General features: G+C 58.9%; 13 protein-coding genes and 3 pseudogenes. 8 read left to right on the top strand and 8 right to left on the bottom strand.

What is annotated here, in order from left to right:
* The 3 genes and pseudogenes from ACFQPB_RS23105 to ACFQPB_RS23115 form a co-directional block, all read right to left on the bottom strand.
* Positions 1-123, bottom strand: a pseudogene (locus ACFQPB_RS23105) (IS5/IS1182 family transposase); the annotation flags it as partial.
* Between the two features lie 30 nt (positions 124-153).
* A complete protein-coding gene (locus tag ACFQPB_RS23110; RefSeq protein WP_382228580.1) occupies positions 154-483 on the bottom strand; it encodes a hypothetical protein in 330 nt (109 codons plus the stop codon).
* Positions 484-909: 426 nt separating this feature from the next.
* Positions 910-1206 carry a helix-turn-helix domain-containing protein gene (locus tag ACFQPB_RS23115; protein WP_382228581.1) on the bottom strand — a complete coding sequence of 99 codons (297 nt, stop codon included), beginning with the start codon at positions 1204-1206 and terminating at the stop codon, positions 910-912.
* A 70-nt stretch (positions 1207-1276) separates the two neighbouring features.
* Here ACFQPB_RS23115 and ACFQPB_RS23120 point away from each other — a divergent pair, with 70 nt between their 5' ends.
* Together ACFQPB_RS23120 and ACFQPB_RS23125 are read left to right on the top strand one after the other, a co-directional pair.
* Positions 1277-1768, top strand: coding sequence for a hypothetical protein (locus ACFQPB_RS23120; RefSeq protein ID WP_382228584.1), 492 nt, complete (start codon positions 1277-1279; stop codon positions 1766-1768).
* Between the two features lie 259 nt (positions 1769-2027).
* Positions 2028-3389 (top strand): AAA family ATPase, encoded by a 1362-nt coding sequence (locus ACFQPB_RS23125; protein ID WP_382228587.1) that lies wholly within the window; start codon positions 2028-2030, stop codon positions 3387-3389.
* Positions 3390-3559: 170 nt separating this feature from the next.
* Here ACFQPB_RS23125 and ACFQPB_RS23130 read toward each other — a convergent pair whose 3' ends face one another.
* Positions 3560-4366, bottom strand: a complete 807-nt coding sequence (locus ACFQPB_RS23130; protein WP_382228590.1) for a metallophosphoesterase — start codon at positions 4364-4366, stop codon at positions 3560-3562.
* A 246-nt stretch (positions 4367-4612) separates the two neighbouring features.
* Between ACFQPB_RS23130 and ACFQPB_RS23135 the strand changes: the two genes are divergently transcribed.
* Positions 4613-5002, top strand: a complete 390-nt coding sequence (locus ACFQPB_RS23135) for a TA system antitoxin ParD family protein (protein ID WP_382228610.1) — start codon at positions 4613-4615, stop codon at positions 5000-5002.
* Positions 5003-5721: 719 nt separating this feature from the next.
* Positions 5722-6180 carry an HAD domain-containing protein gene (locus ACFQPB_RS23140; protein WP_382228592.1) on the top strand — a complete coding sequence of 153 codons (459 nt, stop codon included), beginning with the start codon at positions 5722-5724 and terminating at the stop codon, positions 6178-6180.
* Positions 6181-6259: 79 nt separating this feature from the next.
* Here the strand turns inward: ACFQPB_RS23140 and ACFQPB_RS23145 are convergent.
* Positions 6260-6478 (bottom strand): annotated as a pseudogene (locus tag ACFQPB_RS23145) (L-aspartate oxidase); the annotation flags it as partial.
* Here ACFQPB_RS23145 and ACFQPB_RS23150 point away from each other — a divergent pair.
* The gene (locus tag ACFQPB_RS23150; RefSeq protein WP_382228595.1) at positions 6468-6821 is read left to right on the top strand and encodes an aminotransferase class IV; all 354 of its coding nucleotides are present in this window, start codon (positions 6468-6470) and stop codon (positions 6819-6821) included. The pseudogene ACFQPB_RS23145 and the gene ACFQPB_RS23150 sit on opposite strands and share 11 nt — an antisense overlap.
* Positions 6822-6840: 19 nt before the next feature.
* Here the strand turns inward: ACFQPB_RS23150 and ACFQPB_RS23155 are convergent, their stop codons facing one another.
* Complete coding sequence (locus ACFQPB_RS23155; protein WP_382228597.1) at positions 6841-7407, bottom strand: chorismate--pyruvate lyase family protein; 567 nt, start codon at positions 7405-7407, stop codon at positions 6841-6843.
* Between the two features lie 82 nt (positions 7408-7489).
* Positions 7490-7699: a hypothetical protein gene (locus ACFQPB_RS23160; protein ID WP_382228600.1), complete on the bottom strand. Its 210-nt coding sequence runs from the start codon at positions 7697-7699 to the stop codon at positions 7490-7492.
* 326 nt (positions 7700-8025) lie between these two features.
* On the opposite strand from ACFQPB_RS23160, the gene ACFQPB_RS23165 reads away from it, so the two are divergent.
* The 3 genes from ACFQPB_RS23165 to ACFQPB_RS23175 all read left to right on the top strand — a co-directional run bounded on the left by ACFQPB_RS23165 (position 8026) and on the right by ACFQPB_RS23175 (position 10787).
* Positions 8026-8277, top strand: coding sequence for a hypothetical protein (locus tag ACFQPB_RS23165; RefSeq protein ID WP_382228603.1), 252 nt, complete (start codon positions 8026-8028; stop codon positions 8275-8277).
* 252 nt (positions 8278-8529) lie between these two features.
* Positions 8530-8790, top strand: coding sequence for a hypothetical protein (locus ACFQPB_RS23170; protein WP_382228605.1), 261 nt, complete (start codon positions 8530-8532; stop codon positions 8788-8790).
* Positions 8791-8813: 23 nt separating this feature from the next.
* Complete coding sequence (locus ACFQPB_RS23175) at positions 8814-10787, top strand: SWIM zinc finger family protein (RefSeq protein WP_382228607.1); 1974 nt, start codon at positions 8814-8816, stop codon at positions 10785-10787.
* A gap of 152 nt (positions 10788-10939) precedes the next feature.
* Here the strand turns inward: ACFQPB_RS23175 and ACFQPB_RS23180 are convergent.
* Positions 10940-11627 (bottom strand): annotated as a pseudogene (locus ACFQPB_RS23180) (IS3-like element ISCte2 family transposase); the annotation flags it as partial.

Raw genomic sequence — 11627 nt, forward strand, 5'->3', positions numbered from 1 at the left:
CATGCTCGACAGCAGCGCATCCACCACGGCGCGCAACTTGCGCAGCGGGTGTGCCGCTGGCACTCTTTCTTCAAGGCTGATGTAGCTAAACATCGCCCCCTGGAAGTCTTGGTTGCCTCTCATCTTTCTCGTCGCAGTTGTTGCGGGATGGCTTCAGATCGTAGCGGCCGACGCGGACGCTCGCAGGGGATTTTTCAACGGCCTGTTAGGGAACGGATCAAGCGAGAAGTTGCTGCCGCTTTGAATGATGGCATTAATTTTATCGAGGTGGTTTGCCAATTCGAGATAGCCGCGCAAAGGCTCAGGAAGAATGGCGAGGCCATGAATGATGGTTAGCTTGCCATCGTCCAAATTGATGCTCTGGCCTTCGTACTTTTCCAGCAACTCGTTTTGGCTCTCTTGCACCAGGAAATGGCTCACCGGAAGCTCGATCGTGAGGATGTCTATTTCCCCTTTATTCTGGTACCACAGGGCGCCTTTCATAAGATCCGTCGTAGATGGGTGACTTCGTCCAGTTGTCACTAATTTCGCGCCCGAAATCATTTCAGAGTTTCAAAATTTGCCAAGAGTGTCACCGCCTCGTATAGGGATGACTCACCGAGTGCAACCTGCAAACGACTTACGTCGTTCACAAGCCGTTCCAATATCAGAGCTGTCTCAGGTACCTTGACTTTGTGAGCTCGAAAACGACATACGTCGTTCACAAGTCGTTGCAAACTCGTATGTAGACAGTTAATCATAGGCGTGCCCAGCCAAGGACGAAGGCTGGATAGTCGAGCACGGGTGCGCGCCCCGATGACCAATCCAAATTCCTCCAGTCAAGACCGACCGGACTAGGACGACTCGATCCTGATGGCAATATCGGCGGCGGCCTCTTAGATGCGGTCGCTTGCCTTGAATGGGCTTCGATCAACCGCCCTTGAACAGGCCATTGAGCTCTAGGTCAACTTCCTGAATGACCAGCGATGTCGCCACACGATTCGGATTTTTTGCGTATGCAAGCGTGAGCAGCGTCAGTGGGTGGACTCCGAGCACCTCCGCAAGCTCATCGATCTTGCTCAAAGTGGGACTTTTCAGACCGCGCTCCAAAGTGCTGACATAGGTCCGACTCGATAGCTCACCAAAATCTTCCTGTGTCAGCCGCTTGAGCGTGCGGACTGCCTTGAGCGCAGCACCAAAATTGTTACACGTGGAATCAGTTTGCATGTAAGGATTGGCACACAACGACTCCTATAGCGCTACAATCTATAGTGTTCATTACAAACAGGGAGTCACTATGTTCGCAACTCACGATCGCACACGAATCGCCATGGCCGGCTTGCCAGCTGCCGTTGGCCAGCACTACTGGAGCCAGATTGAAGTTCCTCTTTTCGTGCCCTTTCTGATGGTCACTTACAAACCCGAACCAGGTCGGGAAGATGATTGCCAAGGCGCCGCCACGGGCCAAGGCGCCGCCACGGAAATGCTGGGATCGGTCGAAGATTTGGTCGCCTCGACCTACTGGGCCGCACGCAACAACCTGGTGATCGACACCGTCTGCTTGATCTGCCCGGCGCATATGTGCGGCCAAAAACACTGGGGTCTGTACCTTTTGACGGGGATCAGCATCGCGTTCGAGCCAGATGCGCGAGAGCAGGTTGCCTACGTGTACGAGACCACGGAAGGAAAAATGGTCAGCTCACTTTTGAGCACCCCGGTCGAAAAACTGGTATGGGCAAAACAGCTGTTTTCGTTCAAGGGGTCTTCGCTCGCTGCGCAGGCGTCTTGAGCCTGCAGACAATTGCAAACTTCCTCTGGCCAAATGTCAAAAGCTATGCGAGGTGTTTGTGCGGAGAAGAAATTTGGTACATGATCTGCACATGTCCGCAGGCTTCATCACTGCTACCCGTTGCTCCATACGGCACACCACCATTTCGTTGGGTGCGCGGGTACGACTGCGTCGATAGACGCCTTCTTACAGCCCACCTTGTGTTCACCAAGGAGTCGGGCAATACACCCACCAGGCCGGGCTCCACGCGGAGTCCCCCATGTCCCAGCAATCTGAAAAAGACCTCGACGGGTTTGCGCTGCGAAAGATCTTGGTCGCAGAGTCCTCCATCGCATCAAGTGAAGATCGATACGCCCAATTGGCCGCCGTGTCACTCGCGCTGCCAGTGACGCCGGCGGTTGAGGAGTTGGTGCGGGAACGCTGCGCGTCCGCGAAGGCCGAAGTCCACCGCATCAACTTGGCGATCACCACAAAAGAAAAGGAAGAAGAAAACACCCGCCGTGGGGGCCTGATGGGTGAGGGTGGCGCGGCGGTGTCGCCAGGTCAACGACACCTTGCTGGCAAGGAATTTGACCTGGAGACCGAACGAGTACTGCTCGAGAAACAATTCTCTGAAACGCCGGTACGGGATGGACTGGGTGAGCTCAACCGTGTGCAAATCATGGATTGGAAAGAGCCGCTGAAACTGATCACCGCCAGCGATGTTCGAACGCCGGACAGAGACACTCGCACGCGAGATCAAGGCCTCTACAGGACGCTCCGCGATCTCGGTGCGTACCGTCAAATCGCGCGGCACTCCGAACTGGTTCAATCGATTGAATCGCTGCAAAAGATGAGATCGACTCACCCCAACTTCACGCCAGTGATCGATTTTGTTAAGGGACAACTCCGGCTGGCAATCGACTTAGGGCGCCCGTTGCTCATCCCCCCCATTCTTTTGGGCGGGCCTCCCGGCGTGGGAAAAACCCATTTCACCCTCGCGCTGGCTGAAGCACTGAGCAGACCCATGCTACGGCACAGCTTCGATGCCAGTCCAACCGCCAGTTCGCTGATGGGCAGTGCCAGGAACTGGAGCAACACCACCACCGGACTGGTCTTCGACCATGTGTGTCTCGGCGCTCGAGCGGATCCTGTGATCCTGCTGGACGAACTGGACAAAGCGGTCAACGCAACGAAAGAAAGCAAACCGCTGGACCCGCTGCACAGCCTGCTGGAGCCAGTGTCCGCATGTGCGGTCACCGACATCTCAGCGGCGATCACCTTCAACGCGAGCTATATCACCTGGATTGCAACAGCCAACGACCTCTGGCATCTGCCTGCCCCAATCCTATCGAGGTTCAGGGTGTTTCACATTCAGTCCCCAACAGCCGCCCAAGCGCTGGAACAAGCTCGGTCAGTGGCCGAGTCAGTTCATGCGCGTTTCAACACGTTTGAGCCACCAGCCAAAAGGATCACAGTGCTGCTGGCACATTTGACGCCGCGACAACAGATCCAGGTGCTGGAGCACGCCTACGCCAACGCGCTGGTGCACGGACGGCGCAAAATCCTGGTGCAGGATCTGCCGGTCGAATTGAGACCAGAAGATGAGCTATCGGGAGAGAAAACCGATATGCTGCACTGAACTCAGCAGCGGGTCCGTGTCACGCGCAGGCCTGTGCGCAACAGCAACCTAGCGTCGTCTTCGAACTGACGACCAAGGGCTCAAAGCATGCCCAAGTCGTGCCGCGAAAACGTGACTCCGCGCGTGCCAGTGAAGCCACTCCCCGCCTCACTGCCATATGTCGATGGTGGTCAAACGTCCAAGACCAAATCAGGCTGAAACACGGCATTTTCGTTGGAGCCGTCTCGTCGCGTGTACCCACGCGGGTTTGACACCACTTCAGTGCCGTTGACGGTGTAACGGCAGGAGTTGTGCATGTGGCCGTGGATCCAGTACCGGCTTCTGCCCAGCAGGCCTGATAGATCAGAGGCGAATGCGCCGGTCAAAGGGTCGTTAGCGAATCGGGGTTCAACAGACTTCATGTGCGGTGCATGGTGCGTCACCACCACCGTCTTCTGCGGATCACCCTGCGCAAGCTCAGCAGCAAGCCAACTGACACTCTGACCGTGCTCAAGAAGAGCGTCTGCTGGCGTGAAGAGGCGCCGAGGGATCAGACCATCGTTGCCTCGAGAAGATCCACGGGACGTCATGATGCAACGGAAGTCGTTCATGTACTTGCTGGCTTCGTGCATGGACGCCTCTTGTGTGTCCGCTCCAAAAAACGCAAAGTCCGTCCACAAGGTTGCACCCAAGAAGCGCACATGGTTGATCGTCACCGCATCACGGTCCAGAAAATGGACGTCCATTTGCCGCGCAACTTCCCGCAGCCGGTCGATGAGGAAATCCACGTTGTAGTCATAGAACTCGTGGTTGCCTGCGACGTAGACGATTTCCTTGGTGATGAATGTTTCGCGCGCCCAGCGCACGCCCTCGACTCCCTCGGCAATGTCACCCGCAAGCACCACTGTGTCGACATCATTGTCGATACGGCGGCCTTTGTGAACAGGCGAGAGCTTGCCAAAATTGAGGTGGAGGTCGGACAGGACAAGGAGCTTCATTGACCGCCCCCGCGCAATTGCCCATCGATGACAGACCATCTCAGGGCCCATCCACGATGATGTTCATGCTCGCCTTTCGGAAGCGATTGGCCAAGTGGATCAAGTCGGTGTGATGGCTTGTTCATGACACCACATTCTCAGGCCAGATGTATGGCTGCTCGCTGGCCCACGCGTTCGAATCTGGCACACCATCAAGAATGCAAACCTTGTGTTGGCGTCTTTGAACTTGACACCTATGATCCGGATATGGCCCGCTCAGTCCATATTTCTGAAGATCTTCACGCCTCGGCTCTGTCTGCGAACCAGGCACACGGTCGATCGCGTGGACAACAACTGGAACATTGGGGTCGGCTTGGCGCTGCTCTCGATGCGGGACTGAACACTGAAAACGCGACGTGTTTGTTGGGTAAGGGCGCACAGGCTGATGCTTTTGTCGCTCGGCTCCAGGGCAGCACATCGACTGAATCTGCGGAGCTTCCGTTACTCAGAGAACGACATCGGCGAGACGCATTGGAAGTCGCCGCCGGTCTGCGGAGTGCACGCAGCCTCTGGGCCTTCCAGGAGGGGGACTTGGATGGGTATTCTTTTTCTTTCAATCCGGAGTCTGAGTTCGCAAGACCCGGGGAGGGCTGGTGATCAAATCGATCACCACAGCGCCCTCACCGCCACGCCAACTGACGAAGTTGGCCAGAGCAGCGCTGGCTTAGATACCAGGGACAAACGCACATGCAGGGGTGTCAGGACGCCCGTGCGCCAAACTGGGCCGCGACCGGCGACCGGCGACCGGCGACCGTCAACCACCGTTTCGTCCCATAAGTGGTCACCTTTCAAGGCAGGACCAGGGACCAATCACACGCGAAACAGCAGCGGCACGGTCGAATGCCAAAAAGATGGATATCAGGTTCTTTCTTTAAATATCAATACCTTAGCGCACCATCGCCGGCGATGAACTCGCGTCGTTGTCTCTTCGACAAGCTGCTCTTTGTCTAAGGTGACCACTTTTGGGAGCAAAACTCTTTGCGGCCTCAGGGCTGCAAATGGCAGTGGCAGCGCGGCTACACCTTGCTTTCAACCGAGATCGGCTATGAGCATAAGTTGTTGTTTTAATTGCGTATTCCGCCAAAATCGAGTGACGCAGTGACATGCTGCTTCCTGCGTCCGATCTGTTCCGGCGGGTGCCGACACGAAGCTAAGGTGACCACTTTTGGGACGGTAAGGCGACCATTTATGGGACAACCGCTGCAAGGAACCAGAGACTATCCACACTGGCCAGCATTGACTGTGCCGCTCTGAGAGCCGCTGCATACTCGAGTCTGAACACCGTGCCACGTTTCCTGGGATGCCAGACCTGCGCCATGAACCCAACCATCTTTCTCGACTTTGACGGAGTGACACACCCGGAGGGCTGTCGGGCAAAGGAACTCTTTTGCAAGATGCCACTGATTGAGAGCGTCCTGTTGCGTCATCCCAAAGTGCATGTGGTCATCAGCTCTTCGTGGCGAGAACATCGACCATTGCAGTTGTTGCAACAACACTTCAGCCAGTCATTGAGGCAGAGAGTGGTCGGCTGCACTCCGGTAGCCCGCCAGGGTCCTTGCGAGCCTGCCCAGCCTCACATTCGCGAAATGGAATGCAAAAGCTGGCTGCAAACCCACCAAATGGAGATATTGCGAAATGGCCACTGGTTGGCCATTGACGACGCACCCTGGCTGTTTTCCAGAGATTGCGAGCAGCTCTTGAAGACGAACCCACGCAGTGGATTTGCTGAGGCTGACCAAGTGCGTCTTGAGCGTCACCTTCAAATGTGGAGTTGATCAGCGCAGGCGACATCGAAGTACTCTGCGCCAGCATCGAACGGCGGTTCCTGCGGGAGCAGCGCCGGTGGGTCTAAGGCTAGGGTACGAGCACCGTCGGCAGGGTTTGTGGCGACAGGTTCGGCCAATCCCGGTTGAAGTGCAGTCCTCGACTTTCGTGGCGTTGCTGAGCGCAGCGCACGATGAGCTCGGCCACTTGCACCAGGTTGCGCAGTTCCAGCAAGCCACGGCGGGCCATTAACTGGGCATAGAAGGCTTGGATCTCAGACCGCAGCAGAGCGATGCGAATGGCGACGCGGCCCGCAGTGGGCTATGACAGCGATTTCTTCCGGCACAAGACCACCCGCAGGGCGCACTACGATGCGTTTGCGCCAACAACGCCTGGCGTCTTCGATACCCTGCTGTGGAACGAACAGGACCAGTTGACCGAGTTCACACGGGGCAATGTGGCGCTGAAGGTGGCTGGCGAGTGGCTCACGCCGCCTTTGAGCTGCGGGCTTTTGCCAGGGGCTCGCAGGGGTCAGCTCCTGGAAGAGGGCCGGTTGCGAGAAGCCGTGCTGACCACGGAAGACCTGGACCACGCGCAAGCCATCGCTTTCTTCAACAGCCTGTGCGGGTGGTTGAACGCCAAGCTCATCTGAACCGGCGAGCCTGACGCTGTCATTGGCCGGTGCGTGGGGTCGGCAACTGAGTGACCCAAGGCGCAAATGCTTCAAACACTCGCAGCGGCTGGCCCTTGCGCCAGAACATGGAGCTGCGGCCACAGGTGGGTTGCACGAGCGGATTTTCGACGTGCCCAGCCACCACGGTGGACGGTCGAACCCAGCGAGACTCGGGGCCATGACGCAACAGCCGACGGGGAACAAGCGCATCCCGATCCAATGACCTGCCCTTGAACAGCAATTCGGCCAGCGGTCGGGTCCCCAAGCCGGCCAATGATTTCCACGCCCCATGAAAAGCAGGCAGTGGTGCCACGCTGCGCGCCCACACCGCCGCTCGGCCGTTGAGCAGCAGGATGACCTCACAGGCGTAGACACAGCGGCAGGTCAGATCACGTTGCTCTGCCAACCACAGCGCCGAAGCGCCTTGCCTCACCACGACCACCTCGACCGTGCCATGCGCGCGCAGACGCGCAGTCAAAGAGCCGCCGGCAAACAGCCAGACATTGGTCGATGGGTCGGCAGATCGGGGCACCTGCGCACCCGTGCGGTGTCGAAACTGGCTCACGGGAGGGGCGGTACGGGAACGTGCAAAGGAACAGCGAGACGCAGAATGTGAAAAAGTCGGGAGCGGTGGGCAGCCCCAGCCATCAAGGCTTGCCGGTCTCTGGCGAAGTGCCGGTCACACCTGCACCGCCGCGCCACGCGTCTTTGTCGTCAAATTGCCTTCCACAACCATCACACACCAGCGTGGTGGTCGGGCGCATGACGCCCGCTGGGTCTCGGGCGATCAGGTGGTGGTAGCTGGTGGCCGCGCAGAAGTGGCAGCGGTTGGCGGGGTGGGGCAAGTCCGAATTCATGTCGTCGCGGTTATACCGCAGCACCGACCGGCCAGAGAACAGGCCAGACACCCGGGCAGATAGCCGATAAGAAAGCCCGGCAGACAATCGTCCATACCGTCCCCGGCGTTCGAGTGCACAAATGTGAGGCATGCCATGCGCGTGATTTTGATCTGTTGTTGCGGCAAGGCCACTTCCCGCTAACATCACCTCAGACAAGGCCCGCAATGTGCCCTTGAGTCGCAACGCCATGCTCTGGTCAGCCGCACTGCACTCCAAATAGCCCGTCTATCACAAGCACGCCATTCCAAACGAACGTCCATAAACGTGAGCAGGCGCTGCTCGAAATGCCCCGCACCGCCGATGCCTTCTATCGCAGCGCGGTCAAGATCGGCAACCACCCGTTCATCGAGTTCGCCGGGCTGATGAACGAATACATCGCGGCCTGCCAGCTCGCGCACAACGACGGAGTGGATTTTTCGGAATGCAACGTACACAACGGAAAAACCCTGCCATTGAAACCGTTCATGTCGGACTACATCAACGAGAAACTGGAGTGCATCTTCTCTGGGGCTAAGGTGATGGCCACACCGGTGTAAACCAGCGGCACTTGATGGCCTCAAACGGGTGACATCCCCCGATTCGATCCGTCGAAACAGTGTTGATTCAGCTGCGGCTACGTAGAATGGCACCGACACCTTGAGCACGAACATCCTGGCATCGCATCACAGCCGCCACGCCAGCGCACTGTGCGCCATCTACGCGTGGCCATGTGCTCCACGCCGCAACGTCAGCTCAACGTCTTGAAGGTCCTCCGCACCCTTGCCCCCTGCGCCCACCACCTGTATCCGATGAGATTCAAGTCAGATCGCCCCGCCAACAAGCGCCCGCAGGCGCCCACCCGCAGCGAACCCCTGAACGACCAGCGTTTTAACGATCTGATCGGCAAAGCCAGTGCATTCTTTGCCACGTTCGAGCGCGATCTGCAGGGAGAGCGGGCCGCAGCCATCGAGGAGATCAATGCGCGGATGGTCGAATACGGGCTGACCTTGGAAGACCTCATGGATCCGGCCGAATCAGCGTCACCGCGTCGCGACACCCCGCCGCACTGATGCGCTTTTGAGATCGCGTTGAAATGACAGATGCGCTGCCTGGGGCACCTGACAACGCCACGTCCAATGGAACGGCCAATGGTGCGCTCACTGACGAAGTGATCAACGCATTGATCGAGGCGCTCAGCGATACCGCCTTGCGCAGTCTCGCCGGAAAGGCCATCTTTGGTCGCGCCAAAGACTATGTGACCTCCAACGCCATCACCGTCATAGCGGAGGAGGGCGGGGCCATCCCCACCATCTATGCCGAAATCATCGGCAGCGATATCTACCTCACAGAAGTCTCGGTCAGGGACGGGTCGGTTGGTGGTGGGTGTGACTGCCCGCATGCCGAAGCCGGCACATTCTGCAAACACCAGGTCGCGCTGGCCATGGTCTGGCGGGGCCTGTTGGGCACACCGCGCTCCACGCCGTGCTCAGGTGGTTCCACAGGGATTGCCGCAGACGCCCCCACAGCGAGCCCGATCCGCTCTGACCGCACCGCGCGCCTGTTCACCAAAGAAGCCGCGCAGCACCAAGCCTTGGAGGCGTTCTTGAACTCGCGCCCGGTCAGTGAGCTGGCCTCCAAACTGATGGATCTGGCCAACCGGGATGCAGGTATTGCCAAAGAGCTGAACCAGTGGATGCGTCTGGACCAACCGGTGGCGTCGGTGGCCGAACACAAAACGCTGGTCACCGAGATGTTGGTGGTCGGCCGCAGCTTTGTGCCCGCGAGCCAAAGCCACAAGTACGTGCAAGGGGCCGAAGCCGTTCTGCCCTTGCTGGACCGAGCTATGAAAACCGACCCAGCGGGTGCGCTGGTCCTGACCCAACACGCCATGCGGCGAACCTGGGCAGCGTTTCACCAAATCGATGATTCCTACGGCAACGTGGGAGAGCTCTGCCGTTCTGTTGCCGCGCGTTGGGTCAAGGCTGTTCAGGCCAATGGGCCTCAACCTGCGGCCTTCGGTGCGGCTTACCTGAAGCTGCGGCTGGAAGACCCTTTCGGGTGTTTTGACACCGATGCGGTGGAGGCGGCCATGGGAGCGGCCGCGCTGACCCGGTTCCGCCAGAAGCTGCATGAATCCTGGAGAAAAGCCAAGGACGAGGTGTTGGCGCTCCGCCAAGTGGCTGGGGGCCGGCCGGCATCCAGGTACATGGCCTCCCTGCACGATGTGCACTCACTCAGCGACGGCGCCCAGCTTTTCACGCTGGAGTGGATGCACCTGCAGCAGCTCGAAGCCCAAGGTGATGTCGAGGCGGCCCTTTCCGTTCTCAAAGAAGACCTGAACACCGGCACCGACCATGTCCGCGTGGTCCAGTTTCTCGAGCAACACGGGCGGATGCGGGACGCCTTTGCCCATGCGGAGATGGCGCTCAAGGCGTTTCCGGACGACTGGCAGGTCCAGGACTGTGCCTTGCGAGCCTACGAACGCGACGGCTGGACGGCAGAAGCCTTTGATTTGAGAATGCGGCGGTTTCGGGCACGCGCGGGGCCGGAGACCTACCTGGCGGTGCTGGCTGCTGCGGGGCATGCCGGCCACGATGTCGAAAACACGCGAAAAACCATCCTCAACGCCATTGCCGAGCAAGAGATCGCGCTGACCCACTCACGGGCGCAGCGCACCGGGCACACCCGTTTTGGGCCGCAGCGTTTGTTGGGCCCGGGTCCGGGTGAGCGCGACGTCAGTTTGCGGGCTTCACTGTTGTGCGCTGAGAACCGCTGGTGCGAGGCACTGCAATTGGTTCAGCCTCCGGCGTACTGCAGCGAGCAGGTTCTGGAGCACATTGCCCTGCACCTGGGACACGCCCAGTGGGACCAGGCTGTCACGTTGCTGCAGCGTGTGCTCACCTCCACCATGCTGCGCGCCACCAGCCCATATCGACGCGAATTGGATTTGGTTCGAAAAATTCTGGCACGCATGGGCCACGACATCACCCGCCGCCACTGGCTGCTGCACCTGGCGTCCGTGCACAAGGCCAAGCGCAATTTCGTGCGTGATCTGCCGGTGGTGTGATGCGCACTGGCCTATGCCGCCCGATGAGCCAGTTCTTGTCCAGAGGCTGGTATCGTTGATACAGCAGTTGAGTCGAGCGACATAAGACGAACACCATGAGCGACGTGGAATACTGACCTTGCCCCTGTTCCGTGTAGTTCTTAGCCCAACGGTCACGCGGCTTTTTTACGCTGTGCCTCGTACCAGCGTTGCTCGAACTGCATCGGGCTGAGATAGCCCAGCGACGAATGCAGCCTGCGGTGATTGTAGAAAGCCATCCAGTCCATCACAGCCTGCCTGGCCTGCTCTCGGGTGGCGAATTTTTGACCATGCACACTGGCCGTTTTCAGCCGACCCCAGAAGCTCTCCGTTGGCGCATTGTCCCAGCAGTTTCCCTTTCTGCTCATCGATGAGCGCATGCCCCAGGCTCTCAAAATGGCCTGGAACTCCCCGCTGCAATATTGACTGCCCCTGTCGCTGTGGAATATCAAACCGGCCGCTGGGCGCCGACGCCACCACGCCATGGCCAGTGCGTCCTTGACCAGGCTGGTCTGCATGTGGGGCTGAAGGCTCCAGCCCACCACCTGGCGGCCAAACAGGTCGATGACAGCGGCCAGGTACAGCCAGCCCTCGTCCGTGGCGATGTAGGTGATGTCGCCACTCCAGAGTTGATTGGGCGCCTCGGGGTTGAAGCGCCGCTGCACCAGGTCGGGCGCCACTGGCAGGTTATGGCGGCTGTCGGTGGTCACCACGAACTTGCGTTTGGTCTTGGCCTTGATGCCGTGCTGTTTCATCAGCTTGCGCACCCTGTCTTTGCCCACCCGAATGCCCCGCGCCAGCAACTCCTTGTGCATGCGTGGC

This window comes from Hydrogenophaga atypica (assembly GCF_042665215.1).
Lineage (GTDB): Bacteria > Pseudomonadota > Gammaproteobacteria > Burkholderiales > Burkholderiaceae_C > Hydrogenophaga > Hydrogenophaga defluvii_A.

Bases quoted from the DNA above. Each gene is read 5' to 3' on its own strand.
- ACFQPB_RS23110 (WP_382228580.1), bottom strand. From the start codon at position 483: ATGAAAGGCGCCCTGTGGTACCAGAATAAAGGGGAAATAGACATCCTC.
- ACFQPB_RS23160 (WP_382228600.1), bottom strand. From the start codon at position 7,699: ATGAATTCGGACTTGCCCCACCCCGCCAACCGCTGCCACTTCTGCGCG.
- ACFQPB_RS23115 (WP_382228581.1), bottom strand. From the start codon at position 1,206: ATGCAAACTGATTCCACGTGTAACAATTTTGGTGCTGCGCTCAAGGCA.
- ACFQPB_RS23170 (WP_382228605.1), top strand. From the start codon at position 8,530: ATGAGATTCAAGTCAGATCGCCCCGCCAACAAGCGCCCGCAGGCGCCC.
- ACFQPB_RS23175 (WP_382228607.1), top strand. From the start codon at position 8,814: ATGACAGATGCGCTGCCTGGGGCACCTGACAACGCCACGTCCAATGGA.
- ACFQPB_RS23135 (WP_382228610.1), top strand. From the start codon at position 4,613: ATGGCCCGCTCAGTCCATATTTCTGAAGATCTTCACGCCTCGGCTCTG.
- ACFQPB_RS23140 (WP_382228592.1), top strand. From the start codon at position 5,722: ATGAACCCAACCATCTTTCTCGACTTTGACGGAGTGACACACCCGGAG.
- ACFQPB_RS23150 (WP_382228595.1), top strand. From the start codon at position 6,468: ATGGCGACGCGGCCCGCAGTGGGCTATGACAGCGATTTCTTCCGGCAC.
- ACFQPB_RS23120 (WP_382228584.1), top strand. From the start codon at position 1,277: ATGTTCGCAACTCACGATCGCACACGAATCGCCATGGCCGGCTTGCCA.
- ACFQPB_RS23125 (WP_382228587.1), top strand. From the start codon at position 2,028: ATGTCCCAGCAATCTGAAAAAGACCTCGACGGGTTTGCGCTGCGAAAG.
- ACFQPB_RS23130 (WP_382228590.1), bottom strand. From the start codon at position 4,366: ATGAAGCTCCTTGTCCTGTCCGACCTCCACCTCAATTTTGGCAAGCTC.
- ACFQPB_RS23165 (WP_382228603.1), top strand. From the start codon at position 8,026: ATGCCCCGCACCGCCGATGCCTTCTATCGCAGCGCGGTCAAGATCGGC.